Origin of the sequence: Amycolatopsis sp. MJM2582, assembly GCF_000754115.1 — a bacterium.
Taxonomy (GTDB): Bacteria; Actinomycetota; Actinomycetes; order Mycobacteriales; family Pseudonocardiaceae; genus Amycolatopsis; species Amycolatopsis japonica.
In genome coordinates this window covers 730,363-755,902 of the sequence record NZ_JPLW01000001.1, presented here as the reverse complement: position 1 = coordinate 755,902, position 25,540 = coordinate 730,363, and the positions used below count along the sequence as shown (strand labels likewise).

Annotated in this window: 27 protein-coding genes; 20 read left to right on the top strand and 7 right to left on the bottom strand. The window is 69.3% G+C overall.

The genetic code is table 11. From position 1 onward, the window contains the following. Positions 1–50: 50 nt before the first annotated feature. The 3 genes from ED92_RS03695 to ED92_RS03685 form a co-directional block, all read right to left on the bottom strand. On the bottom strand, positions 51–953 hold the full coding sequence (locus ED92_RS03695) for an HAD family phosphatase (protein ID WP_016330921.1): 903 nt from the start codon (positions 951–953) through the stop codon (positions 51–53). 96 nt (positions 954–1,049) lie between these two features. Next, a complete protein-coding gene (locus tag ED92_RS03690; protein WP_037332997.1) occupies positions 1,050–2,132 on the bottom strand; it encodes a DUF5667 domain-containing protein in 1,083 nt (360 codons plus the stop codon). Between the two features lie 109 nt (positions 2,133–2,241). Continuing rightward, positions 2,242–2,940 (bottom strand): sigma-70 family RNA polymerase sigma factor, encoded by a 699-nt coding sequence (locus ED92_RS03685; protein ID WP_037332995.1) that lies wholly within the window; start codon positions 2,938–2,940, stop codon positions 2,242–2,244. Between the two features lie 263 nt (positions 2,941–3,203). Between ED92_RS03685 and ED92_RS03680 the strand changes: the two genes are divergently transcribed. The 7 genes from ED92_RS03680 (at position 3,204) to ED92_RS03650 (ending at position 11,422) form a co-directional block, all read left to right on the top strand. Then, positions 3,204–4,718 carry an AMP-binding protein gene (locus ED92_RS03680; RefSeq protein WP_052120238.1) on the top strand — a complete coding sequence of 505 codons (1,515 nt, stop codon included), beginning with the start codon at positions 3,204–3,206 and terminating at the stop codon, positions 4,716–4,718. Between the two features lie 10 nt (positions 4,719–4,728). Then, entirely contained in the window at positions 4,729–4,965 is a 237-nt protein-coding gene (locus tag ED92_RS03675; RefSeq protein ID WP_037332991.1) for a glutaredoxin family protein, read from the top strand. A gap of 58 nt (positions 4,966–5,023) precedes the next feature. Further along, on the top strand, positions 5,024–6,559 hold the full coding sequence (locus ED92_RS03670; protein WP_037332990.1) for a molybdopterin-dependent oxidoreductase: 1,536 nt from the start codon (positions 5,024–5,026) through the stop codon (positions 6,557–6,559). Positions 6,560–6,737: 178 nt separating this feature from the next. Then, positions 6,738–7,565: a redox-sensing transcriptional repressor Rex gene (locus ED92_RS03665; RefSeq protein ID WP_037332988.1), complete on the top strand. Its 828-nt coding sequence runs from the start codon at positions 6,738–6,740 to the stop codon at positions 7,563–7,565. A gap of 1 nt (position 7,566) precedes the next feature. Further along, positions 7,567–8,874 (top strand): glutamyl-tRNA reductase, encoded by a 1,308-nt coding sequence (locus tag ED92_RS03660; protein ID WP_037332986.1) that lies wholly within the window; start codon positions 7,567–7,569, stop codon positions 8,872–8,874. A gap of 7 nt (positions 8,875–8,881) precedes the next feature. Further along, entirely contained in the window at positions 8,882–9,829 is a 948-nt protein-coding gene (hemC, locus tag ED92_RS03655) for a hydroxymethylbilane synthase (RefSeq protein WP_037332984.1), read from the top strand. Between the two features lie 60 nt (positions 9,830–9,889). Beyond that, the gene (locus ED92_RS03650) at positions 9,890–11,422 is read left to right on the top strand and encodes a bifunctional uroporphyrinogen-III C-methyltransferase/uroporphyrinogen-III synthase (protein WP_005151748.1); all 1,533 of its coding nucleotides are present in this window, start codon (positions 9,890–9,892) and stop codon (positions 11,420–11,422) included. 298 nt (positions 11,423–11,720) lie between these two features. On the opposite strand, the gene ED92_RS03645 is transcribed toward ED92_RS03650, so the two are convergent. Next, a complete protein-coding gene (locus ED92_RS03645) occupies positions 11,721–13,007 on the bottom strand; it encodes an Nramp family divalent metal transporter (RefSeq protein ID WP_037332982.1) in 1,287 nt (428 codons plus the stop codon). Positions 13,008–13,128: 121 nt separating this feature from the next. Between ED92_RS03645 and hemB the strand changes: the two genes are divergently transcribed. From hemB to ED92_RS03625, 4 genes are read left to right on the top strand one after another with little or no spacing between them, the layout of a single operon-like run. Beyond that, entirely contained in the window at positions 13,129–14,100 is a 972-nt protein-coding gene (gene hemB / locus ED92_RS03640) for a porphobilinogen synthase (protein ID WP_081975687.1), read from the top strand. Positions 14,101–14,110: 10 nt separating this feature from the next. Then, positions 14,111–14,662, top strand: a complete 552-nt coding sequence (locus tag ED92_RS03635) for a hypothetical protein (protein WP_016330932.1) — start codon at positions 14,111–14,113, stop codon at positions 14,660–14,662. Further along, a complete protein-coding gene (locus tag ED92_RS03630) occupies positions 14,659–15,111 on the top strand; it encodes a hypothetical protein (RefSeq protein WP_037332978.1) in 453 nt (150 codons plus the stop codon). Before ED92_RS03635 ends, ED92_RS03630 begins: the two co-directional genes overlap by 4 nt. Then, a complete protein-coding gene (locus tag ED92_RS03625) occupies positions 15,089–15,463 on the top strand; it encodes a hypothetical protein (protein WP_037332976.1) in 375 nt (124 codons plus the stop codon). Before ED92_RS03630 ends, ED92_RS03625 begins: the two co-directional genes overlap by 23 nt. Here ED92_RS03625 and ED92_RS03620 read toward each other — a convergent pair. After that, positions 15,460–15,951, bottom strand: coding sequence for a tryptophan-rich sensory protein (locus tag ED92_RS03620; protein ID WP_037332974.1), 492 nt, complete (start codon positions 15,949–15,951; stop codon positions 15,460–15,462). The two genes, ED92_RS03625 and ED92_RS03620, sit on opposite strands and share 4 nt — an antisense overlap. A gap of 122 nt (positions 15,952–16,073) precedes the next feature. Here ED92_RS03620 and hemL point away from each other — a divergent pair, with 122 nt between their 5' ends. From hemL to ED92_RS03580, 8 genes are all read left to right on the top strand, one after another. Next, positions 16,074–17,378, top strand: a complete 1,305-nt coding sequence (gene hemL / locus ED92_RS03615) for a glutamate-1-semialdehyde 2,1-aminomutase (protein WP_037332971.1) — start codon at positions 16,074–16,076, stop codon at positions 17,376–17,378. Further along, the gene (locus tag ED92_RS03610) at positions 17,375–18,007 is read left to right on the top strand and encodes a histidine phosphatase family protein (protein WP_016330937.1); all 633 of its coding nucleotides are present in this window, start codon (positions 17,375–17,377) and stop codon (positions 18,005–18,007) included. Before hemL ends, ED92_RS03610 begins: the two co-directional genes overlap by 4 nt. Beyond that, on the top strand, positions 18,004–18,585 hold the full coding sequence (locus ED92_RS03605; protein WP_037332969.1) for a TlpA disulfide reductase family protein: 582 nt from the start codon (positions 18,004–18,006) through the stop codon (positions 18,583–18,585). Before ED92_RS03610 ends, ED92_RS03605 begins: the two co-directional genes overlap by 4 nt. Before the next feature lie 145 nt (positions 18,586–18,730). After that, the gene (locus ED92_RS03600) at positions 18,731–19,378 is read left to right on the top strand and encodes a rhomboid family intramembrane serine protease (protein ID WP_052120234.1); all 648 of its coding nucleotides are present in this window, start codon (positions 18,731–18,733) and stop codon (positions 19,376–19,378) included. A 172-nt stretch (positions 19,379–19,550) separates the two neighbouring features. Then, a complete protein-coding gene (locus ED92_RS03595) occupies positions 19,551–20,324 on the top strand; it encodes a cytochrome c biogenesis CcdA family protein (protein WP_037332967.1) in 774 nt (257 codons plus the stop codon). Next, positions 20,321–21,901, top strand: coding sequence for a cytochrome c biogenesis protein ResB (locus tag ED92_RS03590; protein ID WP_037332965.1), 1,581 nt, complete (start codon positions 20,321–20,323; stop codon positions 21,899–21,901). The genes ED92_RS03595 and ED92_RS03590 overlap by 4 nt, the downstream gene beginning before the upstream one ends. A gap of 5 nt (positions 21,902–21,906) precedes the next feature. Continuing rightward, on the top strand, positions 21,907–22,878 hold the full coding sequence (gene ccsB, locus ED92_RS03585; RefSeq protein WP_037332963.1) for a c-type cytochrome biogenesis protein CcsB: 972 nt from the start codon (positions 21,907–21,909) through the stop codon (positions 22,876–22,878). A 79-nt stretch (positions 22,879–22,957) separates the two neighbouring features. Continuing rightward, positions 22,958–24,268 carry a MinD/ParA family protein gene (locus ED92_RS03580; protein WP_037332961.1) on the top strand — a complete coding sequence of 437 codons (1,311 nt, stop codon included), beginning with the start codon at positions 22,958–22,960 and terminating at the stop codon, positions 24,266–24,268. Here ED92_RS03580 and ED92_RS03575 read toward each other — a convergent pair. Together ED92_RS03575 and ED92_RS03570 are read right to left on the bottom strand one after the other, a co-directional pair. Beyond that, on the bottom strand, positions 24,265–24,447 hold the full coding sequence (locus ED92_RS03575; protein ID WP_016330943.1) for a hypothetical protein: 183 nt from the start codon (positions 24,445–24,447) through the stop codon (positions 24,265–24,267). The two genes, ED92_RS03580 and ED92_RS03575, sit on opposite strands and share 4 nt — an antisense overlap. Before the next feature lie 149 nt (positions 24,448–24,596). Continuing rightward, positions 24,597–24,809, bottom strand: a complete 213-nt coding sequence (locus tag ED92_RS03570) for a BldC family transcriptional regulator (protein WP_005151795.1) — start codon at positions 24,807–24,809, stop codon at positions 24,597–24,599. Positions 24,810–25,057: 248 nt separating this feature from the next. On the opposite strand from ED92_RS03570, the gene ED92_RS03565 reads away from it, so the two are divergent. After that, positions 25,058–25,531: an Lrp/AsnC family transcriptional regulator gene (locus ED92_RS03565; protein ID WP_037332958.1), complete on the top strand. Its 474-nt coding sequence runs from the start codon at positions 25,058–25,060 to the stop codon at positions 25,529–25,531. Positions 25,532–25,540: the final 9 nt, after the last annotated feature.

Genomic DNA, 25,540 nt, shown 5'->3' with positions numbered 1-25,540 from the left:
GGATGCGGTAGTTGCACGCGCAAGGACCGCATTCAGAGGACTAAACGCGGTCAGCGCTTGCGGTAGGCCATGCCCGCGGCGACGGCACCGGCCACGGCACCGACGCCCAGCACCGAGGGCACGCCGATCTTCGCGGCCTTCCGCCCGGTCCGGAAGTCACGGATCTCCCAGCCACGTGCCCGCGCGACGTCGCGAAGTCCACCGTCGGGGTTCACCGCGACCGCGGTCCCGACGACCGACAGCATCGGGACGTCGTTCTGCGAGTCCGAATACGCCGTGCAGCGCTTGAGGTTCAGCCCTTCGCGTGACGCCAGCGCCCGCACGGCGTGGGCTTTCGCGCGGCCGTGCAGCAGGTCGCCGACGAGACGGCCGGTGTAGACGCCGTCCTTGGTCTCCGCGACGGTGCCCAGTGCGCCGGTGAGGCCGAGGCGCCGCGAGATGATGGCCGCGAGTTCGATCGGGGTCGCGGTGACCAGCCAGACCCGCTGTCCGGCGTCGAGGTGCATCTGCGCGAGCGCCCTCGTGCCGGACCAGATCTTGTCCGCCATCAGCTCGTCGTAGATCTCTTCGCTGATGTCGGTCAGTTCCTGCACGGTGCGACCGGCCACAAAGGACAGTGCGCGCTCGCGGTGGGTTTTGATGTCCTCCTTGTTCTCCCGGCCGCCGAGCCGGAATTTCACCTGCTGCCAGACGAATCCGGCCAGATCGGCGGACGTGAAGAACTTGCGCGCCGCGAGCCCGCGGGCGAAGTAGAAGATCGACGCGCCCATCATCATGGTGTTGTCGACGTCGAAGAACGCGGCCGCCGTCAGGTCCGGCGGAGCGGGCGGCGCGGGCGGTTCGAGGGCTTCGGCGGACGCGGTCGCCATGGCGGCCTCGGCCGACGCCTCGCCCGCGAGCTCGGCCAGCCGTTCGAGCTCTTGACTCTTATCCCTGCCCCGCCAAACTGACACGCACACCGCCTCCGGAATCCCAGGTGCCTGTGCACAGCGTAGCGAGCGGCCGACCACGCTGTCCCGGGTGTGGCGCCTGCCTCACGTGACACCGAGTCAGCCGATGATTATCGGCGGTAACCCCGGGATGAGCGGTGGAATCGAAACCAGCGGCGGCGGTGGCGTGGTGGTCGTCGGCGGCAACGTCCTCGTCGTCGGGCCGGGCGTGGCCACGACGGGCGGCGGCGTGCCTCCCGACGGCGGGGCGAGCGGTCCGGTCGGGGCCGCGGTGTCCACACCGGACGAAGGCGGCACCGAGGTCGGTGTCGGCGTCACGGACGGAGCGGACGACGGCGGGGAAGACGTCACCGGCGGAAGGACCGCGTCGGGGGAGTCGGGGTTGCGGACGCAGTCACCGGCGGCCGGGACCGCGCCCAGCTCGTCGGAAGAGCCCGTGGTGATCGTGTAGCAGACCAGGCGCGAGCCGAGATCCGTCGTGCGCTCCTGGACCTTGTCGAGCAGGGCGCGGGCCGCGGAGAACTTGTCGCGCGCCTCGGTGGGGGCGAGGTCGATCTGGAGGCCGAGCCGGTCGGATTGCTGCCGTGCCCACGAGCGGAGCTCGGTCAGCCGGGTCTGGCCACCCTGATCGGTGACGAGCGCCGTCAGCTGCGAGACGCCGGCGCGGAGATCGGTCTCGAAATCGGCGAGTCCGGTGAAATACGCGGCGGTGGGCGCGCCCTGGCGGGTCAGCTCGTCCAGTTCGCCGACGCGGTTCGCGGCGAACTCCAGATGCTTCTTCGCCTTGTCCTGCTCGTCGAAGGTGAGCCCGAGCGAGGCCGATTCACCCGCTCGTTTGATGCCGTAGAGCGGATCGCCCGGCAACGCGTCCTTGGACAGCAACAGGGTGATCCCGCCGAGTGCCAGCACGAGCGCGACGGCGGCCGCGGCGAGATTGGCGACGGCGTGACCACGTCGCTTCGGCGCGGCTTCGGCTTCGGCGAGGCGTCCGGCGATCTCGTCGCGGATCCGCTGCCGGGTCTCCGCGTCGGGGGCGCCGCCGGCGCCGAGTTCGCGCAAGCCGCCGACGAGCGCGAGTTCGTGCGCGAACTCGTCGTCGTCCGGGGATTCGGTGCCGTCGACAAGGTCGGCGAAGCGGTCACCGTCCGCCCGCTCCCGCGCGAACCATCCCGGCACGCCCACGGCGAAGTCTCCATCTGCTCAGCCCGGTCCTGACACCGGTCTGGCAGTGAAAACGAGCGGGGACGCCCAAGGGTTACGGCAAGGCCGGGTGAGGCATAAATATGGGACTTTAACGCAATCCGGTGGGCAGAAGTTGTGCCAAACGGCGTACCGCGCGGTGCTGAAGGGCCTTGATGGCACCCTCGTTGCGCTTCATGATCGCGGCGGTCTCGGCGACCGAAAGCCCCTGCATGAACCGCAGCACGATGCATTCGCGCTGATCCTCGCCGAGTTCGGCGACGCACCGCAGCAGTTCGGCGCGGGTGGCGCGGCTGATGGCCTGCTGTTCCGGGCCCGCGACGGCCTGCACGCCGACGTTCCCGATCGGCGCCCCGTTGGGCTCGGCGACCTCGTCGGTGACGACCTCGAGCCGGAACCGGCTCGACTTCACGTGGTCGAGGATGATGTTGCGCGCGATGGTGACGAACCAGGCGCCGACGTCACGCCCCTGGTAACTCACCGAGGTGATGCGGCGCAGCGCGCGGAGGAACGTCTCGCTGGTGACGTCTTCGGCCAGGTCCCGGTCGCCGAGGCGGAACAGGACGTACCGGTAGACGACGTCCACATAGCGGTCGTAGAGCCGCCCGAACGCGGAGGTGTCGCCGTCCTGCGCGGCGCTGACCAGCTCCCAGGCTTCGGCCTTCGCGGCTTCGGCGGCATCTGTGCCTTCTTCGACCTTGGGCCTGGCCGAAGGCGCCGCGGGGAAACCGCTCCGGCGGAGGATGTGGCCCGCCAGCATCGAGACGGGATGGGGTGCGGGAAGAGTCACGGTCCACCTCCCGTTCCGGACAGGGAGCACCGGCCCGCATGTCCCACCGCCGCGTGGGCCTGCAAGATCTGCACGTCCGGACTCCCTTTCTCACCATCGAGTGATCAACACCACTCGACGACGCACAGCAGCATACGTGTAGTTACCGCGAAGTAGGTAGCGGTGCCGGGGTTACGGAACTGCGACGAAAGCGAGTGACCCCCATGACGGTGGCCGGGATGACAAACTGGCAACGCCGTTCACCCCAGGGAAGAGGTTCGCAGTTGAGCGCGGAGCAGGTTGCCGATGCAAGTGTGCCCACTTTGCTCTCCGAGGCCGCCCGTCAGTGGCCGGGCAAGGCGGCCGTCCAGGAGACCGGCGGAGGCGTCGCGCTGACCTGGGCGCAACTCGACAACGCCGCCCACACGCTGGCCCGCGCCCTGCTCGACGCGGGAATCGAGCGCGGCGACCGGGTGGCGTTGCGGCTGCCGACGTCGGCCGCGTTCGCCGTCTCGCTGTTCGGGGCGCTCCGGGCGGGCGCGGTGGTCGTCCCGATCTCGCCGCAGGGGCCGGCCGCGGAGCTGAACGGACTGCTGGAGCACAGCGGCGCACGGCTCGTCCTCGAACGTGAACCCACCGAGGAACTCCCCGACGGGGTGACAAGCCTCTCACCGGCTGTTACCTCGGATGGAGCAGCCGAACCGGTCGGCGCCTCCGGTGCCGGTGAGGACATAGCGGTCATCTCGTACACCTCCGGCACGACCGGCCCGCCGCGCGGCGTGATGCTGTCGCACCGGGCGCTGCTGGCGAACCTCGACCAGCTGAGCCGGATCACCCCGGCGCCGCTCGTCCACGGCGACCGCGTGCTCATCACCATCCCGCTGTTCCACGTCTACGGCCTCGGCCCCGGCCTGCTGCAAACCACGGCGGTCGGCGCGACGGCGATCCTGTCCGAACGTTTCCTCGCCGAACGCACCCTGGCCGACTGCACCGAGTACCGGGTGACGTCGATCGCCGGCGTGCCCGCGATGTACGCCGAATTCGCCGCGATGGACCCCGAGGAACTCGGGCAGGGCCTGTCCACCGTCCGGCGGATGACCTCGGGTGCGGCACCGCTGCACCCCAAGATTCTCACCGCCCTCCGCGGCGCCACCGGACTCGACGTCTACGAGGGCTACGGCCTCACCGAATGCGCGCCCGTGGTCACCACGACCCTGGTCACCGGCTATCCGAAGCCCGGTTCGGTCGGGCGGCCGCTGCCCGGCGTCGAGCTCCGGCTCGTCGACAGCGACGGCGACGCGGAGCCTGTCCCGCTGGACCCGGACGACCTCGGCGACGCCTTCGACGAGGACGGCGGCACCGGCCTGGTGTCGATCCGCGGCGCGAACCTGTTCTCCGGCTACTGGCCCGACGGCTCGCACGGGCCCGACGAGGACGGCTGGTTCCGCACCGGCGACGTCGGCTACCTCGACACCGACGGCGACCTGCACCTGGTGGACCGCGCCAACGACCTGATCATCGTCAACGGTTTCAACGTCTTCCCGCACGAGGTCGAGAACGTGATCTCGATGCTGGACGAGGTCGTCGAAGCCGGTGTCGTCGGCGTCGTCGACGAGCGGACCGGTGAGGCGGTGAAGGCCGTCGTCGTCCCCGCGCCCGGCGCTTCGTTGTCGGAACAGCAGGTCGTCGAGCACTGCGCCGAGCATCTGGCCGGGTACAAGGTGCCGCACACCGTCGAGTTCGCCGAGTCGCTGCCTCATTCGGCCACCGGGAAGCTGCGCAGGATGCGCCTCAGGTAAGGATGAGGGCATGGCCCACCACGTCACCGTCATGACCCGCACGGGCTGCCACCTGTGCGAGGTCGCGGAACAGGACATCGAGCGGATCTGCGGCGAGCTGGGCGTCGCCTGGTCGGCCGAGGACGTCGACAGCGACCCCGAATGGCGGGCCGAATACGGCGACCGCGTGCCGGTGATCCTCGTCGACGACGCCGAGCACGGCTACTGGCGCGTCGAAGAGGACAGGCTCCGGAAAGCCTTGGCGTAACACACTCGTAAGGGGCGATCGGCCACCCCGAAGGCCGATTCGCTCCGAAGATGGAGTCGTGGACGACGAACGCAGGCTCACCTTCCCGCAAGCCGCGCTGACCGGGCTCCTGTCCCTGGTGGCGGCCCTCGGCGTGGGACATCTCGTCGCGGGGTTCGTCGGCTACACGGCCTCGCCGTTCGTCGCCGTCGCGAACTTCGTCATCGACCACAGCCCGCACGCGGTCGTCGCCTGGGCCGAGCGGACGCTGGAGACCTGGGACAAACCCGTCCTCAAGATCGGCCTGGCCGTGGTGCTGGTGCTGTTCGCGCTGCTCGCCGGGCAGCTCTCGCGTCGTACGCCGTTGCCGGGACAGGTGATCGTCGGCGTCCTCGGCGCGGCAGGCGTCGCCGCGGTCTTCGTGCGCACCGATCTCGGGCAGATCGCGCTGCTGGCGCCGGTGATCGCCACCGTCGTCGCGCTGATCGTGTTCACCCGGCTGCATTCGTTCTTCCGCCCGAAGGTGTTCTTCGACGAGCGTGAAGGCGAAGGACCGGACCGGCGCAGGGTGCTGATCACCGGCGCGTCCGTCGCGGCGGGCGCCGGCGTCGCCGCGCTGACCGGCCAGATCGTCGGGACGAGGAAGAACGCGGAGGAGTCGCGGGCTGCCGTCGGCAGGCTCGTCGCGGCGAGGACCGCGCCGCCGATCCCGCCCGACGCGGATTTCGAGAAGCTCGGCACCCCGCCGTACATCACTCCTTCGAAGGATTTCTATCGGATCGACACGGCGCTGGTGGTCCCGCAGGTCCGCACCGAGGACTGGAGCCTGCAGATCCGCGGGATGGTCGAGCGCGAAGTCACCTATCGGTATGAAGATCTCCGCTCGCGACCGCTGATCGAACGCGACGTCACCCTGTGCTGTGTCTCCAACGAGGTCGGCGGCCCGTACATCTCCAACGCGCGCTGGATCGGCATCGACCTGCGGGATCTGCTGAACGAGGCGGGTGTGAAACCCGGCGCCGAGCAGATGTTCGCGACCAGCGTCGACGGCTGGACCTGCGGAACCCCGGTCGAAGCCGCTCTGGATCCGCGACGCGGCGCGATGCTGGCCCTCGGCATGGACGGCGAACCGCTCCCGATCGAGCACGGCTTCCCTGCGCGGATCGTGATCCCCGGGCTTTACGGCTACGTGTCCGCCACGAAATGGGTGACCGAGCTGGAGATCACCACGTGGGCGGAGCGCAAGGCGTACTGGCTCGACCGCGGCTGGGCCAAGGAAGGACCGGTGAAGACGCAGTCGCGGATCGACGCGCCGGGTTCGGCGGTGAACGCGGGCAAGGTCGTGGTGTCCGGGACCGCGTGGGCGCAGCACACCGGCGTCGCGAAGGTCGAGGTCCGGGTCGACCAGGGGCCGTGGAAGGAGGCCGTCCTGTCTGCGGAGACGTCGAAGGACACCTGGCGGATGTGGTGGACCGAGGTCGACGTCGCCGCTGGTCAGCACGAGATCGCCGTCCGGGCGACGGATCAGTCGGGTTACACGCAGACGCAGGAGCGGGCGGGAACGGTCCCGGACGGCGCCACGGGCTGGCACACGGTGTCGGTCAACGCGCGCTAGAGAGACTGACCACAGCGTTCACCTGTGACTTTGTGCCTGCGTTCACAAGTGGCTACCGTAGATACGTCGCCTCCGAAAGCGCCCGGCATCGAACCGGACTCAGCGCGGCGGGTCAAGAGCCGTTTTCCAGGTTCGGGCGATTCATGTCGTCAGCAGGGACCAGAGGGAGCGGACAAGCGTGGTGTCGCAACGAGGCCGGCGCACCCGGGTGACACCGGACGCCGACAACGCGCCCACCGCGGAGATGCCGGCCGTCGAGGCCACCGCCGAACCCGAAGCGGTCCGTGCGAAGTCGATCCCCGAAGCCGCCGTCGCCCGCCTCGCCGTCTACCTCCGTGTCCTTTCCGGGCTGGCCGAGCAGGGCGCGACGACGATCTCCAGCGAAGAGCTCTCGCAGGCCGCGGGCGTCAACTCCGCGAAACTGCGCAAGGACCTGTCCTACCTCGGCTCGTACGGCACCCGCGGCGTCGGCTACGACGTCCAGGTGCTGGTCAGCCAGATCGAGCGCATCCTCGGCCTGACCCGCAAGCACAAGGTCGCCGTGGTCGGTATCGGTAACCTCGGGCACGCGCTGGCCAACTACGGCGGGTTCCCCGGCCGCGGTTTCCCGGTCGAGGCGCTGTTCGACCTCGACCCGGATCTGGTCGGCGTCCCGGTCGGCGGTCTTCCGGTCTCCCATCTCGACGAGATCCCCAAAGTCTGCGCCGAACGGCAGATCTCCATCGGCGTCATCGCCACCCCGCCCACCGCCGCGCAGTCGGTCTGCGACCGGCTCGTCGCAGGTGGGGTGCAGTGCATCCTCAATTTCGCCCCGGTGGTGCTGCAGGTTCCGGCACATATCGAGGTTCGCAAGGTCGATCTCGCGGTCGAGCTGCAGATCCTGTCGTTCCACGTCGCTCGTCGCGCCGATCTGGCCGCTAACGGCAACGGCGGAGGAGACGCTGGCTCCGGGGGCGCCGAGAATGGCAGCGTGAACGGCCACGGCAACGGAATGGTGGTGCGCTGAAATGAGCGTGTTGGCGGTCGGGCTCTCGCACCGCAGCGCCGAGCTGAACACCCTGGAGCGCGTCGCGGTCCCCGCGACCGACGTGACCAAGGTGCTCCACGAGCTGCAGCAGGCCGAGCACGTCAGCGAGGCGATCCTCGTCTCGACCTGCAACCGCATCGAGGTCTACGCCGTCGTCGAGACCTTCCACGGTGGCCTGAACGACGTTTCCGACGTGCTCGCCCGCCAGGCCGGGATGCAGCCCGCGGACCTCTACGACTCGCTGTACGTGCACTACGCCGGCGCCGCGATCGAGCACCTGTTCTCGGTCACCTCGGGGCTGGACTCGATGGTCGTCGGCGAGACGCAGATCCTCGGCCAGATCCGCTCCTCCTACGCCACCGCGCGGGAGGCGGGCACCGTCGGCCGCACGCTGCACGAGCTGATCCAGACCACGCTGCGCGTCGGCAAGCGCGTCCACACCGAGACCGGGCTGGACCAGCTCGGCGCGTCGGTGGTCTCCGAGGCGCTCGCCGCGGCCGGCGACATCGCGGGCAAGCACGCGCTGATCATCGGCGCCGGTTCGATGGGTGCGCTGACCGCGTCCCAGCTGCGCAAGTCCGGGATCGGCGAGATCACCATCGCCAACCGCACCGAGGCCAGGGCCGCCCGCCTCGCCGCCGCGAGCGTCGAGCAGGGAGTGCCCGCGAAGGCCGTCCAGATGAGCGGGATCGCGGACGCGGTCGCCGAGGCGGACGTCGTCGTCTGCTGCACCGGCGCGCAGGCCGCGGTCTTCACCGCCGCACACGTCCCGGCCCGTGCCGGGCGCCCGCTGGTCGTCTGCGACCTCGGCCTCCCGCGTGACGTCGACCACGACGTCGCCGCACTGGCCGACGTCACCGTGGTCGACCTCGAAACCATCCAGCGCCGCATGCGGGAAGCGGGCACCCCGACCACCGAACGGCAGACCGCGAAGGCCACCGGCATCGTGCTAGACGAGGTGCGCGAGTACCTCGCCGGTCAGCGCAGCGCCGAGGTCACCCCGACGGTGACGGCGCTGCGGCGCCGGGCGGCCGAGGTGGTCGACGCCGAACTGCTGCGGTTGGACAACCGCCTGCCGGACCTCGACGCCGGGGTCCGCGAGGAGGTCGGCCGCACGGTCCGCCGCGTGGTCGACAAGCTGCTGCACGCGCCGACGGTGCGGGTCAAGCAGCTGGCCGCCGAGACGGCCGACACCGACTACGCCAACGCGCTGCGCGAGCTGTTCTGCCTCGACCCGCAGGCGCCCGCCGCCGTGGCGAGTCCCACCGCAACGCCGAAAGACGAGTGATCATCCAGTGAGCAGAGTCATCCGCATCGGGACGCGCGGCAGCAAACTCGCCCTCGCGCAGACCGGCACCATCGCCGACGCCCTGCGGGCCACCGGGGCCGAGGTCGAGCTCGTCACCGTGACGACCCCCGGCGACAAATCGTCCGCGCCGATTCCCACGATCGGGGTCGGCGTCTTCACTTCCGCGCTGCGCGAAGCCTTGCTGCGCGAGGAAGTCGACGTCATCGTGCACTCGTACAAGGACCTCCCGACGAAGCCGGAGCCGGGCATCACGCTCGCCGCCGTGCCGCGCCGCGAGGACCCGCGTGACGCGCTGATCGCACGTGACGGGCTGACGCTGGGCGAGCTTCCGCCCGGCTCGACCGTCGGCACCGGCTCGCCGCGGCGGACCGCGCAGCTGCGCGCGCTCGGTCTCGGTTTGGAAATCGTGCCGATCCGAGGCAATATCGACACCCGCATGCGCAAGGTGAGCGACGGAGAGCTCGACGCCGTCATCCTGGCGCGTGCCGGACTGGCCAGGATCGGCCGGGCGGAGGAGATCACCGAGACCCTCGACCCGATCCAGATGCTGCCCGCACCCGCACAGGGCGCGCTGGCGGTGGAGTGCCGGACCGGTGACGTGGACATCGAGCACCTGCTCGGGTCCACAGTGGACGATGAAGGCACCCGTGCCGTGGCGACCGCCGAGCGCGCGTTGCTCGCGGCGCTGGAAGCCGGGTGCAGCGCACCGGTCGGAGCGCTGGCGGAGATCGTCGAGGACCTGGACGCCGAAGGGCGGGTCGTCGAGCGGATCTCGTTGCGGGGCACCGCCGCCGTCGAAGGGGACGGGGACGCGGTCGACATGGTGCGCGCTTCCGCGCTCGCCGACTTCCGCGATGCTGAACAGCTCGGCCGGACACTGGCCGCCGAGCTGCTCGACCTGGGGGCCGGTGCGCTGTCCGGCCCCGCCCAGTGAGTCAGAACGTTGAAGGTAGGGCCGCGCTCGACTGCGGCCGCTCAAGAGGAGAACGCACAGATGACCCCCGCGCGTAAGACCACCGGGCGTGTCGCCTTCGTGGGCTCGGGCCCCGGTGACGCCGGTCTGCTGACCGTCCGCGCTCAGGAGCTGCTCGCCAAGGCCGAGGTCGTGGTGACCGACCCGGACGTCCCTTCGGGCGTCCTGGCCTTCGCCGCCGAGGGCGCCGAAGTGCGCCCCGCCGTCGGCGAGGCCACCGAGGTCGCCAAGGACCTGGTGAACGAGGCCAAGGCCGGACGCCTGGTGCTCCGGCTCATCGCCGGTGACCCGCTGACCCAGCCCGCCGTCGTCGCCGAGGTGCAGGCCGTTTCCCGGACCAGCGCCGTGTTCGACATCATCCCGGGCGTCTCGCCCGGCGCGGCCGTCCCGGCGTACGCCGGTGTCGCGCTCGGTGGCACGCACACCGAGGTCGACGTCCGCGGCGACGTCGAGTGGGCCGCGCTGGCCGCGACCCCCGGCCCGATCGTGCTGCACGCGACGTCGGCGCACCTGGCCGAGGCCGCGTCCGCGCTGACCGAGCACGGACTGGCGCCGACCACCCCGGTCGCGGTCACGTCGAACGGCACCATCAACACCCAGCGGACCCTGGACACCACGCTGGCCACCGTCGCGAACGAGGCGGGCGAGCTCGTCGGCCCGCTCATCGTGACCATCGGCCAGGCCGTCGGCCAGCGTTCGAAGCTGTCGTGGTGGGAGTCGCGCGCGCTGTACGGCTGGAAGGTCCTGGTGCCGCGCACCAAGGAGCAGGCCGGTGAGATGGCGGAGCGGCTTCGCGGCCACGGCGCCACCTCGCACGAGGTCCCGACCATCTCGGTCGAGCCGCCGCGCAGCCCCGCCCAGATGGAGCGTTCGGTCAAGGGGCTCGTCGACGGCCGCTACCAGTGGATCGTCTTCACCTCGACCAACGCCGTCCGCGCGGTGTGGGAGAAGTTCGAGGAGTTCGGCCTCGACGCCCGCGCCTTCTCCGGCGTGAAGATCGCCTGCGTCGGCGAATCGACCGCCGCGAAGGTGCGCTCGTTCGGCATCATCCCCGAGCTGATCCCGGAGGGCGAGCAGTCCTCGGAGGGGCTCCTCGCCGAGTTCCCGCCGTACGACGACGTCCTCGACCCGGTCGACCGCGTGCTGCTGCCGCGGGCCGACATCGCCACCGAGACCCTTTCGGCCGGTCTGCGCGAACGCGGCTGGGAGATCGACGACGTGACCGCGTACCGCACCGTGCGGGCCGCGCCGCCGCCCGCCGAGACCCGCGAGATGATCAAGACCGGTGGTTTCGACGCGGTCTGCTTCACCTCGTCCTCGACCGTGCGGAACCTCGTCGGCATCGCCGGCAAGCCGCACACCCGCACGCTGGTCGCGTGCATCGGCCCGAAGACCGCGGAGACCGCCGTGGAGTTCGGGTTGAGGGTCGACGTCCAGCCCGAGAAGGCCGACGTCCCGCACCTGGTCGACGCGCTCGCCGAGCACGCCGCGCGGCTCCGTGCCGAAGGTGCGCTTCCGCCGCCTCGCAAGGCGAAGCGGGCTCGCCGCTCCTGACGATCGGTTAGTACGTGAAGGCCCCCTTCATTGCGCTAGACGCGGTGAAGGGGGCCTTCACGTACTTGGGCCGTCGCCGTGACTGCTGAGGCTGCGGACCACGCTCGCGTAGTCCGTGAAGGCCTCCTTCCCTACCTTGAGGGTAGGCAAGGAGGCCTTCACGGACTGGGCAGACGGGCGCGGCGTGAGCAAAGGCGTGACTCGCGTGATCAGGGACGTGACTCGCGTGATTGGATGCCGCACTCGGTGTTCCGCCGCTGATCACGCGAGTTCCGGCTTCGACCACGTAAGTGCGGCCTCAGCTGAAGAACTTCACGACCTCCGTGTACGCCAGGTAAGCGAACATCGCCAGGCAGATGCCCAAAAGCCCGTTCGACAGCCACCGCGAACGCCCTTCCCGCGGAACCCGTGACGTGTTCAGCAGCACCAGCAACGTCGCCGCCAGGAACGGCATGAACAACGCGCCCAGCACGCCGTAGATCACGGTGAGCTGGAACGGCTGGTCCAGGAACAGCAACGCCATCGGCGGGAAGGTCAGCCACAGCACGTATCCGCGGTACGCGACACTGCGTTCACCGGCCTTTTTCTCATACGCCTCAACGCTTTCCGTGGTGTTCGCGGGCAGCCGCAGAATGCGCCACCAGTCGGCGAAGAGCAGGCTCACGCCGTGCCAGACACCGATCACCGACGTGAACGAAACGGCGAAGAAGCCGATGAGGAACGGGATCCGCGCCCACTGCCCGTAATCCGCGGCGAGGGTGTCGCCGAGGAACAGCAGGCCCTTGTCGCCCGAGATGATCTTCTGGCCCAGCAACAGTTCCGCGCCGACGATCAGCATCGCGATCACGAAGATGCCGGTCATCACGTAGCCGACGGCGTTGTCGGTGCGCATCATCGGCAGCCACTTCGACGAACGCCAGCCCTTCGCGAGCGTCCAGTAGCCGTAGGCCGCCATCGTGATCGTGCCGCCGACGCCGCCGACCAGGCCGAGGACGTAGACGAGCGAGCCGTCGGGCAGGGTCGGGACGGCGCCCTTGAACAGTTCGGCGAAATCCGGCACGACGAGGATCGCGGTGCCGACCACGGTCACGAACATGACGCCGGTGAGCACCGTCATCAGCTTCTCGATGATCGCGTAGCGCCCGAACCACACCAGCGCGAAGCCGAGCAGGCCGCAGATCATCGCCCAGTACCGCACCGAAATCGCGGGGAAGAGCGCGTTCAGCGGCAGCCCCGACGCGGACATGGCCGTCGCGCCGTAGACGAAGCCCCAGATCACCGCGTAGATCCCGAAATAGATCAGCGCCCAGATCCCGAGCGTCCGCCAGCCGGAAAGGATCGTCCGGCCCGAGGTCAGATGCCAGCGGCCCACGGCTTCGGCCAGCGCGAGTTTGAAGATCGTGCCGACGAGCACCGCCCACAGCAGCGTGTACCCGAAGCGCGATCCGGCCACCATCGTCGCGACGAGGTCGCCCGCGCCGACCCCGGTCGCCGCGGCCATGATCCCCGGCCCGACCTGGCGCAGCCGTGCGCGCCAGCCGACGGGCGGTTCTTCCAGTTGGTCGGTCACCGTTGAACTCGACATGCCGTGGAAGGTAACCCACGTCACACCACGGAGGAATCGGACAAAGGTGACTCTTTACCGTTCCTTAGGAAAGGTTCGGCCGTTCACCGCCTCTCAAGCGGGCGGGAGTACCGTCGTGAGGGTGTTTCCCGAACATCGTCCCCGCAGGCTCCGTACCACTCCGGCGATGCGCAGGCTGGTCGGTGAGACGACGCTGCGCCCGCGTCAGCTGATCCTCCCGATGTTCGTGGCCGAGGGCGCCGACGCGCCCCGCCCGATCTCCAGCATGCCCGGGGTCGTCCAGCACACCCGCGACACGCTGCGCAAGGCCGCCGTCGAGGCGGTCAACGCCGGTGTCGGCGGCCTGATGCTGTTCGGCATCCCGAAGACACGGGACGCGGAGGGCTCCGGCGCGATCGACCCGAACGGCATCCTCAACGTCGCCCTGCGCGATCTGAGGTCCGAGCTCGGTGACGCGACGGTCCTGATGGCGGACACGTGCCTCGACGAGTTCACCGACCACGGCCACTGCGGCGTCCTCGACGCCGATGGCGGTGTCGACAACGACGCCACCCTCCGCGTGTACGCGGAAATGGCGCTGGCGCAGGTGGAAGCGGGCGCTCACCTGCTCGGTCCGAGCGGCATGATGGACGGCCAGGTCGGCGTCATCCGCGGTGCGCTGGACCGCGCCGGGCACACCGACGCCGGGATCCTCGCGTACTCGGCCAAGTTCGCCAGCGCGTTCTACGGCCCCTTCCGCGAAGCCGTCGATTCGCAGCTGAAGGGCGACCGGAAGACGTACCAGCAGGATCCGGGCAACGTGCGTGAGGCGCTGCGCGAGATCGAGCTGGACATCGCCGAGGGCGCCGACATGGTCATGGTCAAGCCCGCCCTGTCCTATCTGGACGTCATCAGGGCCGCCGCCGAGGCGTCGCCGGTTCCCGTCGCGGCGTACAACATCTCGGGCGAGTACGCGATGGTCGAGGCCGCCGCGGCGAACGGCTGGCTCGACCGCGAGCGCACGATCCTCGAGGTGCTGACCTCGATCCGCCGCGCGGGCGCGGACATGATCCTGACCTACTGGGCCGCCGAAGCCGCAGCTTGGCTGGATTAAGCTGCCCAGCGTGAGCGACAGCAAAGCCGACGAAACGGACGACGAGCGCCGTAAGCGCGGAATGTCCCCGGATCCGATCCTGCCGGGCCAGAAGCCGCCGAAGATCGTGGTGCCGAAGCCGGTCGCGATCTCGTTCTGGCTGTGGATCGTCGCCGGTGTCGTCCTGGTGGCCGGCCAGATCGCCCTGCTGGTGCTGAAAGACGAACTGACCGAGGGGATCCTCAAGCAGATCAGGGAGAACCCGGTCCCCGGCCAGCCCGCCGATCCGGCGCAGGTCGCGTCCGGCGTGAACACCCTGCTGTGGATGCTGTTCGGCGGTGCGCTCACCTTCGCCGTCCTGTTCGCGTTGTTCGCGTACAAGGCCCGCGAGGGGACGCGGTCGGCCAGGACGGTGCTCACCGTGGGAGCGGTCTTCCTGGTCCTGGTGGAACTGCTGATCCTCCGCGGTTCGCTCAACGTGTTCCTGCTGGTGTCCACGTTGCTGGTGGCGATCGCGCTGGTCCTCATGTACTTGCCGAGCGTCTCTGACCATTTCCCGAAGGTCGGGCGCACGCTGCCATGACCGCCGAGCCGCCCCGCTACGACGAACCCGGCGTCGGCTGGACGGCTTTGCTGTGGGCGCCGCTGTTCGCCCTCGCCGGGCTACTCGCCGAACTGGCGACCGGCGGCCCGGTCCATTGGCTCGCCTGGATCCTGGTCGCGGTGGGGCTGGTGGCGATCACCGTTCCCTGGGTCTACGCGCGCCGCCGGTATCTCTCGCTCGAAGTCACGGCGGACGGCTACCGGCAGGGCAAGGAAACACTGGAGGCGGCCAGGATCGCCGAGGTCCTCGAAGATGAGGCTCCGGTCGGCTCGCGCGTCCTCGGCGGCGGCTGGACGATCCCCAAGAAGTTCGGCGAAGTCGGGTTGAAGCTCGAAGACGGCGTGTTCGTGCGCGCTTGGGCGAAGGATCCGGACGCTCTTCGCGAGGCTCTCGGGGATTTGGTGCGTGCTCGCACCACAGAGTCATGAGAAACTGCTCACCGTGATCGACCTTCCCCAGCCGACCGGCGCCGATCTGTGGCCACCGGAGGACTCCCGGCCCGCGGCCCGGCTGCACAAACCCCTGCGCGCCGTGGTGGGGGCGGTCGAGCTGATCCTCGCCGCGCTCGCGGTGTGGGGTGCCTTCGCGTGCTGGAAGGCCGGTGTCGTCCCGGTCGTGATCACCTACGGCGAGACGACGACGCTGGAATCGCAGCGGTATTTCGGCGGCCCGCTCGCCGGCGCCATCGGGCTGGGTGTGCTGGCCGCGATCCTCGTGGTGGACGCGATCCGCCAGTTCCTGCTCGCCGTGCGGGCCAAGGGTCGCAAGCCCAAGGACTAATTGAGCCAGACGACGGCGGCGTTGACCGCGGTCGAGTACAGCAGCCACAGCAGATACGGCACCAGCAGCCAGGCGGCGAGCTTCGAGCGGCGCCCGAACTCCATCATCGTGACGGGCACCATGAAGTCCAGGACGACGACGTCGGCCAGAGCCAGGGCGTGCGCTCCGCCGGCGAAGAACAACGGCGTCCACAGCAGGGTCAGCAGCAGGCAGACGCCGTAGAAGGCGAAGCCGCGTGTCTCGCCGTCGGTCCGCCAGTAGCACCAGCCCGCGATGGCGACCACGAGGAGCAGGGCCGTCCACGTCGGACCGTAGAGCCAGCCCGGCGGCGCCCACGACGGGCGGATCAGCGCGTTGTGCGTTTCGGAGCGGGTGGCCACGGCGAGCGCGGCCACGACGCCGACGATCGCCGACAGCGCGATGAATCCGGCCAAGGCCTGCCAGCGCAGGCGACGGTGGTGGGTCGGTGGTGACGGCACCGTGGACACGTGGATTCCTCCGCGAGGGTTTCGACGCCGAGTACTTCCACCCTAGTGGGCCTGGTCACGCCATGCCCGGAACAGACACGACCTGGCGGCGGGTGTCATCGGGGATTTGCGAGACTGGGGAAGTGACTACCGGAGTCGATCAGTCCAAGGCATGGTTCGAACGAGCGAAGGCCGCGATCCCGGGCGGGGTGAATTCCCCGGTGCGGGCCTTCAACTCCGTCGGCGGCACCCCGCGGTTCATGGTGCGCGGCGAGGGACCGTATCTCTGGGACGCGGACGGCGCCCGCTATGTCGATCTCGTCTCCTCGTGGGGGCCGATGATCCTCGGGCACGCGCATCCGGACGTCGTCGCCGCCGCGCGCGAAGCCGCTGTCGACGGGCTGTCGTTCGGCACCCCGACGCGCGGTGAGGTCGAGCTCGCCGAGGAGATCATCGCCAGGGTCGAGCCGGTGGAGCGGGTGCGTCTGGTCAACTCCGGCACCGAGGCGACGATGAGCGCGATCCGGCTGGCCAGGGGCTTCACCGGCAGGCCGAAGATCATCAAATTCGCGGGCTGCTACCACGGTCACGTCGACGCGCTGCTCGCCGAAGCGGGTTCCGGTGTCGCGACCCTCGGCCTCCCGACTTCGCCCGGTGTCACCGGCGCGCAGGCGGCCGACACGATCGTCTTGCCCTACAACGATCTCGACGCGGTCCGGAAGTCCTTTGTGGACAACCCGGACTCGATCGCCGCGATCATCACCGAAGCCGCCGCGGGCAACATGGGCGCCGTCGCGCCGATCGACGGCTTCAACGCCGGGCTCAAGGAGATCGCGCACGAGCACGGCGCGCTGCTGATCATGGACGAGGTGATGACCGGGTTCCGCGTTTCCAAGGCGGGTTGGTTCGGCCTCGATGGTGTCGCCGGCGACCTGTACACCTTCGGCAAGGTGATGTCCGGCGGATTGCCCGCCGCGGCCTTCGGCGGTCGCGCCGACGTGATGGCGAAGCTGGCCCCGGGCGGGCCGGTGTACCAGGCGGGGACGCTGTCCGGGAACCCCGTCGCCGTCGCCACCGGTCTCGCGACGTTGCGCGCTGCCGACGACGCCGTGTACGCGGCCCTCGACGCCAACGCGAAGCGGCTGGGTGACCTGTTCGATCGGTCGTTGACCGAGGCGGGTGTCACGCACACCGTGCAGTACGCGGGCAACCTCGTCAGCGTGTTCTTCAGCGAGAACCCGGTGACGAACTACCCGGGCGCGCAGGCTTCGGAGACCTGGCGGTTCCCGGCGTTCTTCCACGCGCTGCTGGACAACGGCGTGTACGCGCCGCCGAGCGCGTACGAGGCTTGGTTCGTCAACGCCGCCATGGGCGACGCCGAGTTCGAGATCATCGAGTCCGCGCTTCGCGTGGCCGCCCGCGCCGCCGCCGAGGCGGTTCAGGCGTGAGCGCGACGACGATCGTGCACCTGCTTCGCCACGGCGAGGTGCACAACCCGGACAAGATCCTCTACGGCCGCCTGCCCGGCTTCAAGCTCTCCGACCGCGGACAGCGCCAGGCGCTGACGGTCGCCGAAGCGGTCGCGACGCACGACATCACGCACGTCGTCGCTTCGCCGCTTCAGCGCGCGCAGGAGACCGCCGCGCCGATCGCGGCCGCGCACCGGCTCGACGTCGAGACCGACGAGCGGCTCATCGAGGCGGACAACCAGTTCGAGGGCGAGCGGGTCGCCGTCGGCGATGGCGCGCTTCGCGAGCCGAAGCACTGGCCGAAGCTGGTCAACCCGTTCCGGCCGTCCTGGGGCGAGCCGTACGTCGAGATCGCGCACCGCATGCTCGGCGCGATCCACCGCGCGCGCCGGGCAGCCGAGGGCCACGAGGCGCTGTGCGTTTCGCATCAGCTGCCGATCTGGACCGTGCGGCGGTTCCTGGAGGCGAAGCGGCTCTGGCACGACCCGCGCAACCGGCAGTGTTCGCTCGCTTCGCTGACCAGCCTGGTCTTCGAGGGCGAGGAACTCGTGCGGATCGTCTACAGCGAGCCCGCCGGGACGACCGACCCGAAGGTGACCGGGGCATGAAGCGTGCGCTGGCCGCCATGGCGGTGTTGATGCTCGTCGTCACCGGCTGCACCACCGGCAAGGACGCCGTCGTCACCGGCGGCTCGTTCAACTTCGTTTCGCCGGGCGGGAAGGTCGACATCACCTACGACGTCGCGGAGCGCCAGCCGTCGCCGACGCTGTCCGGCGACGACCTGATGAACGAGGGCAAACAGCTTTCGATCGCGGACTTCCCCGGCAAGGTCATCGTGCTGAACCTGTGGGGCCAGTGGTGCGGGCCGTGCCGGGTCGAGGCGCCGGAGATGCAGAAGGTCTACGACCAGACCAAGGCGTCCGGCGTCCAGGTGGTCGGCATCGACCTGCGGGACAACGACCGGGCGCCCGCGCAGGACTTCATGCGGGACCGGAAGCTGACGTACCCGTCGATCTACGACCCGTCGGGGCGGACGCTACTGCAGCTCTCGGGTTATCCGCGCAACATCATCCCGTCGACGATCGTGCTGGACAAACAGCACCGCGTCGCGGCCGTCTTCCTGCGGGACCTGCTGGCCTCGGACCTGCTGCCCGTCGTCCAGCGCCTGGCCGCCGAACCCGCCTGACCCCTCCCGCGTTTCGTCCTCTGAGTGCGTTCCTTGCGCGTGCAACGACCGCATTCAGAGGACGAAACGCGCTGGTCTGTCGGCCGGGACGGCTATCCTCCTCGTCTCAGCCGCGTGACGGCTCTGAACTACTGGGGAGAAGGAAATGACGACCGCTTCGGACGTGCCCAGATCCGGTCAGCGTGACGCCGAGGCCATGATCGCGGAGGCCAAAAAGGCCTTCTGGGTCATGGTCGGCGCGCTGGTGGTGCTCTGGCTGATCCAGATCTACAACGCGGTGGACGGCTACGGTCTCGTGTTCGAATACGGGACGCGGGCACGCGAGATCAGCTCGCTGCCGACCGTGCTCACCGCGCCGCTCCTGCACGCCAGCTGGGGACATATCGAGTTCAACTCGGGACCGCTGTTCATCTTCGGGTTCCTCGCGGCGTACCGCGGGGTGAAGAAGTTCCTCAGCGTCACGGTGCTGATCGCGGTGCTGAGCGGGCTCGGCGCCTGGACCCTCCACGACTCCGGCACGGTCGGCGTCGGAGCCAGCGGCCTGGTCATGGGCTACTTCGGGTACGTACTGGTACGCGGAATCTTCGATCGGCACAAGATCGACATCGCCATCGGGCTGGTGATGGCGCTGTGCTTCGCCTACCAGTTCGCGGGCCTGTTCCCACAGGACGCGGGGGTCAGCTGGCAGGCGCACCTCTTCGGGTTCCTCGGTGGCCTGATCGGCGGCTGGGTGTTCCGGGACCGCCGTCCCAAGCCCGAGGTCACCGCGCCCGCCTTCCCGACCATCCCCTGACCCCTCCCGCGTTTCGTCCTCTGAATGCGGTCCTTGCGCGTGCAACGACCGCATTCAGAGGACGAAACGCGCGTGAGGGGGACGGGACCAAGGTCCTGACCGGGTGCGACGTAGGTCCCGTTGGGCCAGCCCCGGCGTTTTCACGCCGACCACACTGCCTACGCTCAGCCGAGTGAACTCCGTTACCGAGCTGGCCCTGTCCGGGCCGCTGCTGCTCGCGGCGGGTGTGGCGCTGCTGGCCGGGACGATCTCCTTCGCGTCGCCGTGCGTCGTGCCGCTGGTGCCCGGGTATCTCGCGTACCTGGCGGCGCTGGTCGGCGCGGACGCCCCCGCCGTCAGCCCCGACGAGGAGCGCAAGAAGGGCCGTTACGCCGTCGTCGGCGCGGCGGCGCTGTTCGTGCTCGGGTTCACCGTCGTCTTCGTGGTGACGCTGGGGACGCTGGTGTGGATCGCCGACGTCGTCGCGCTCAACGTGGACCTCCTCCAGCGCCTCGGCGGTGTGCTGACGATCGCGATGGCGCTGGTCTTCATCGGCTGGATCCCGGGGCTCCAGCGCGAGTTCCGCTCCCACCACGTACCGCGCGGCGGACTGTGGGGCGCGCCGGTGCTCGGCGCCGTGTTCGGGCTCGGCTGGACGCCGTGCATCGGGCCCACGCTGTCCGCGGTCATGTCCATGGCCAGCGCCACCGGCGGAGCGGCGGCGCGCGGGTACGTGCTGACCCTGGTCTACTGCCTCGGCCTCGGCCTGCCGTTCCTGCTCATCGCGTTCGGCACCCGCTGGGCCGTCCGCGCCACCGACTGGCTGCGCCGCCACGGCCGTCAGGTGCAGGTCTTCGGCGGCGTCCTGCTGCTGATCGTCGGCCTCCTGCTGGTGACCGGACTGTGGGGCGACATGACCGGCTGGATCAGGAACACCCTCGTGACCGACATCAGGCTGCCCTTGTGACCACCACCGAATACCGCCAGACCCCGCTCAAGCGCGTCCTCGGTTTCCTGCGCAACACCTGGCGCGGCCTGACGTCGATGCGCACCGCGCTGGTGCTGCTGTTCCTGCTCGCGCTCGCCGCGATGCCCGGCGCCCTGCTGCCGCAACGGAACCTCAACGTCGCCAAGACCGACGAGTACATCGCCGCGCACGGCTGGTGGGGCGAACTGCTCGACCGCACCCAGTTCTTCGAGGTCTACGGCAGCGTCTGGTTCTCGGCGATCTACATCCTGCTGATGGTCTCGCTCATCGGCTGCCTCGCGCCGCGCAGCTTCGAGTACGCGAAGGCGATGCGCGCGAAACCCGTGCTCACGCCGCGCAAGCTCTCGCGGATGCCGCATCACGTGTCCACCACGACCGACCGGACCCCCGAGACGGTCATGACGGACACGCACACGCTGCTCAAAGGCTGGCGCCGCGTCGAACGTGAAGAGGCCGACGGGAGCCGAAGCATCTCCGCCGAACGCGGGTACCTCCGCGAGACCGGCAACCTCGTCTTCCACTTCGGCATGCTCGGCCTGATCATCTTCTTCGCGCTGGGCAAGATGTTCGGCTACGAAGGCCAGGTCATCGTCCAGGCCGACGGCAGCCCGTGGTGCAACTCCGGCATCCTCGGCTACGACACCTTCAACGCCGGGCTGCGCGTCGACGGCACCGACCTCAACGCGTTCTGCATCCGTCTGAAGGACTTCGAGGCGCGCTACACCGAGAACGGGCAGGCGAACTACTACCACTCCAACATGGAGTACCAGTCCGGCGAGGATCTGCAGACCGGCGCGTGGAAGCCGTACGGACTCGAGGTCAACTCGCCGCTGCGCACCGCGGGCGACCGCGTCTACCTGCTGAACTTCGGCTACTCCCCGAAGTTCACGGTGACCTTCCCCGACGGCACCGTGCGCACCAACATCACGCCGTGGCGTCCCGCCGACGAGCCGACGAAGCTCTCCGAGGGCGCGACGAAGATCGACCAGCCGGGCATCGCCGACCCGGTCGAACGCCGCACCCGTCAGCTCGCGATCACCGGCCTGCTCGCCCCGACCGCGTTCCTGCACGGCAACGTGCTGACGTCGTCGCGGCCCGAAGCGAACAAGCCGGCGGTGGCCGTCGACATCTACCGCGGCGACCTCGGCCTCGACGCCGGTCGCGGGCAGTCGATCTTCCAGATCGACCAGTCGCTCGTCGCGGACGGCAGGCTCAAGAAGCTCACGCGGCAGAACCTGGACCAGGGCCAGGAGACCGTGCTGGACGACGGCACGAAGGTCCGCTTCGACGGCGTCCAGGAATGGGTCGCCATCCAGGTCTCGCACGACCCCGTGCAGGGCTGGGTGCTGGTCTGCGCGGTCGCGATGCTGATCGGGCTGGCGGGATCGTTGCTGGTCAAACGGCGCCGGGTGTGGGTGCGGGTGACCCCGGCGCGTGAAGGTGAGACGGGTACCGTGATCGAGGTCGCCGGGCTGGCGCGCACCGATCAGGCGGGCTACGGCGAAGAGTTCCAGCGGATCAGCGACAAGCTGGTCCAGGGGCAGAGAGGCAACTAGAGGTCATGCCGATCAACGAGACGCTGTCCCAGTACAGCGACTACTCCTACACCACCGCGGCGGCGATCTACGTCCTCGCGCTGATGTTCGCCCTCGTCGAGCAGGGCTTCGGCGCGAAGGGCAGGCTCGCGGCGGAACGCAGCAAGCAGAAGGCCCGCGAGCTGGTCGGTGCCGGCGGTCCGCCTCCCGCTTACGGGACGCCCGTCGAGACGCCGCGTGAGGTCGGCCGCCCCGAGCGCATCGGCCGCATGGGCGCCGCGCTGCTGGTGCTGGCCGCGCTGCTGCACCTGGCCGCGATCGTGCTGCGCGGGTTCGCCGTGCACCGCGCGCCGTGGGGCAACCTCTACGAATACGGCATGGCCACGACCTTCATCGCCGTCGTGACCTGGCTCGTCATCATGCGGAAGTTCCCGGTCCGCCACCTCACCGGCTTCCTGCTGCTGCCGGTCGTGATCCTGATGTTCGTCAACGGCACGATGCTGTACACGACGGCCGCGCCGGTGCAGCCCGCGCTCCAGTCGTACTGGCTGGTCATCCACGTCTCCGCGGCGATCATCGGCTCGGGTGTCTTCCTGGTGCCCGGTGTCGCGAGCGTCCTTTACCTTTTCCGCGCCGCGCACGACGACAACCCGGCGAAGTTCGCCAAGTTCGCCCCGAAGCTGCCCTCCGCGGACGTGCTCGACCGCATCGCCTACCGCACCACCATCTTCGCGTTCCCGATCTTCACCTTCGGCGTGCTCTGCGGCGCGGTGTGGGCCGAGGCGGCGTGGGGCCGGTTCTGGGGCTGGGACCCCAAGGAGACCGTCGCCTTCGTGGCGTGGGTCGTCTACGCGGCGTATCTCCACTCCCGGGCCACCGCGGGCTGGCGCGGGAAGCGGGCCGCGATCATCAACATCGTCGGTTTCTCCGCGACGATCTTCAACATGTTCTTCGTGAACCTGGTGACGTCGGGCCTGCACTCCTACGCCGGGGGCTGACCGTCGCCGCTGCGCGCGACCCGGCTACCGTCAATACTGAGGTAACGGGGGAAGACGTGCGCGGAGGAGGAATTCAGCGGTGACCGGACCCAGCGAAGAATCGGCTCCTGGCCACCCCGAACCGACCGAGAGCGCCCAGCCCTCGGAGTTGTTCTCCGAGGACAGGACGGACTCGGCGCCGCATCCGGCCGCTAGTGGTTTCGAGGCCGAGCCGACCCAGGTCGTCCAGCCCCAGTACCCGCAGCAGGGTCAGTATCCGCAGCAGCAGCCCGCTCCTCCGCTGCCGCAGCCCTCGCACGGGCAGCAGTACCAGCAGCCCTACGACCAGAACCTGCCTCCGCTGCAGCCTCAGCCGCAGCAAGCCGCTCAGTACCCGCCGCAGCAGCAGTACGCGCAGCCGCAGCCGCAGCAGGCGGTGCCGGGGCTTCCGCAGCCGCAGGGCAGGCACGCGCTCCCGGACGAACTCGCCACCGCGAGCCTGGTGAAGCCGCAGAAGCGCAAGCCGCAGTCGGGCTGGCGCAAGGCGCTTTACGTCGGCACCGGCAAGCTCGTCAATCCGGGGGAGAGCCCCAAGGACAGGCGTAAACGCGAACTGATCGCGCAGATCAACCAGCCGCTGCGCGGGTGCTACAAGATCGCGATGCTGAGCCTGAAGGGCGGCGTCGGCAAGACCACCACGACGACCACGCTGGGCTCGACGTTCGCGTCGCTGCGCGGTGACCGGGTGGTCGCCGTCGACGCGAACCCGGACCGCGGCACGCTCTCGCAGAAGATCCCGATCGAGACCACCGCGACCGTGCGGCATCTGCTGCGGGACGCGGACAAGATCACCAGGTACAGCGACGTCCGTTCGTACACCTCGCAGGGCGGGAGCAGGCTGGAGATCCTCGCCAGCGAGCAGGACCCGGCGGTCTCGGAAGCGTTCTCCGAGGACGACTACCGGCGCACGGTCAACCTGCTGGAGCACTTCTACAACATCGTGCTCACCGACTGCGGGACCGGTTTGATGCACTCGGCGATGAAGGGCGTCCTTGACGTCGCGGACGCGCTGGTGGTGGTCTCGTCAGGCTCCGTCGACGGGGCGCGCAGCGCGTCGGCCACCCTCGACTGGCTGGAGGCGCACGGCTATGGCGACCTGGTCAAACGGTCCGTCGCGGTGATCAACTCGGTGCGGCCGAAGGGCGGCTCGGTCGATCTGGACAAACTGTCGGCGCACTTCGGCGCGCGTGTCCGTTCGGTATGCCGCATCCCGTTCGACCCGCACCTGGAAGAGGGCGCCGAGATCGAACTGGACCGGCTCGACGAGGACACGCGGCTGGCGCTGCTGGAACTGGCGGCCACCGTCGCGGACGGCTTCGGCGGCCAGCAGTACCAGCCCATTCAGCCCTAGTCTTTGTCTTCGTCTTTACCTTTGCGCTGCTGCTCACCGAGCTTGCGCAGGAAGTCGGGGTCGTCGTCCGGGGCCAGTGTCGGTCGCGACGAGGGCACCCCGACACGCTCGATCCCGAACGCGCGCCACAACACCACGGCGACGGTGAGCGCTCCGATGGCCGCGAGCAGATAGATCATGCTCGGTCCCTTTCCGCGTGGAGGACGTTGCTCAGTCCCACGAGGCTAGCCTCTTTGCCGCGCGCGGGGGGACTCATGGATACCCCAATGTGACGAAGGGCGGTTACGAGCCCTTCGTCACTGGAGTCCTTTTTAGGGGAAATGCCTGGTCAGACCTTGCGAGCGGGCTCGCTGGCGTCGGTGGTCAGCTCGGCGAGGAGCTCGTTCACCTCGGCCTCGCGGAACCGGCGGTGCCCGCCGGGAGTGCGGATCGAGCCGATCCGGCCCGCGGTCGCCCAGCGGGTCACGGTCTTGGGGTCGACCCGGAACAGGGCCGCCACTTCACCGGGGGTGAGCAACCTTCCGCCCATGGTCGCGGTCATTTTCCGCCTCCTTCACGGTTTCGGTGCTAAACCGGAGGCGGGTCCGATGCCCGTCGTGCCGGGTAGCCAACACGGCAATCGTTGCATCTCACCCGTCAGGTACTCGAACGGTTGTCCATAGGTAAAGAGCCCTTAAAGGTCAAAACCGACAACCACGACATGCGCCGCTCGGTGCCCCGGTCTTGTCACGGATGTATGAAAACGCGCCCTGATCCCGCGAATCGGGCCGTGGCCCCTAAGGTGTAGCGGTGGACCAGGTGGATCGGAAGATCATCGCGGCATTGCGGGAGAACGGGCGGGCTACCTACGCCGACCTCGGCCGGTCTGTCGGGCTCTCGGCTTCATCAGTGCACGAGCGGGTCGGCAAACTCGAGGCCGCCGGCGTGATCACCGGCTACCACGCCATGGTCGACCCCAACACGGTCGGACTCGGGGTGACGGCGCTGGTCGGCATCCACCCCACCGACACCGCGACCGAGGACGACGTCGCGGAGGCGCTCGGGGCTCTCGACGAGGTCGAAAGCTGCTACGCCGTCGCGGGTGACGAGGCCTTCGTCGTCAAGGTGCGGGTGGCGACCGTCGACGATCTGGAGAAGACCCTCGGCAGGCTGCGGCGGATCCCCGGCGTCGGCCGGACGAACACCACCGTCGTGCTCTCCACCCGCTTCGAAGGGCGGCCCAACAACGCGGGCCTGGACGAGGGCCGCAACGGCAACGCGTAGCCTGCGTTG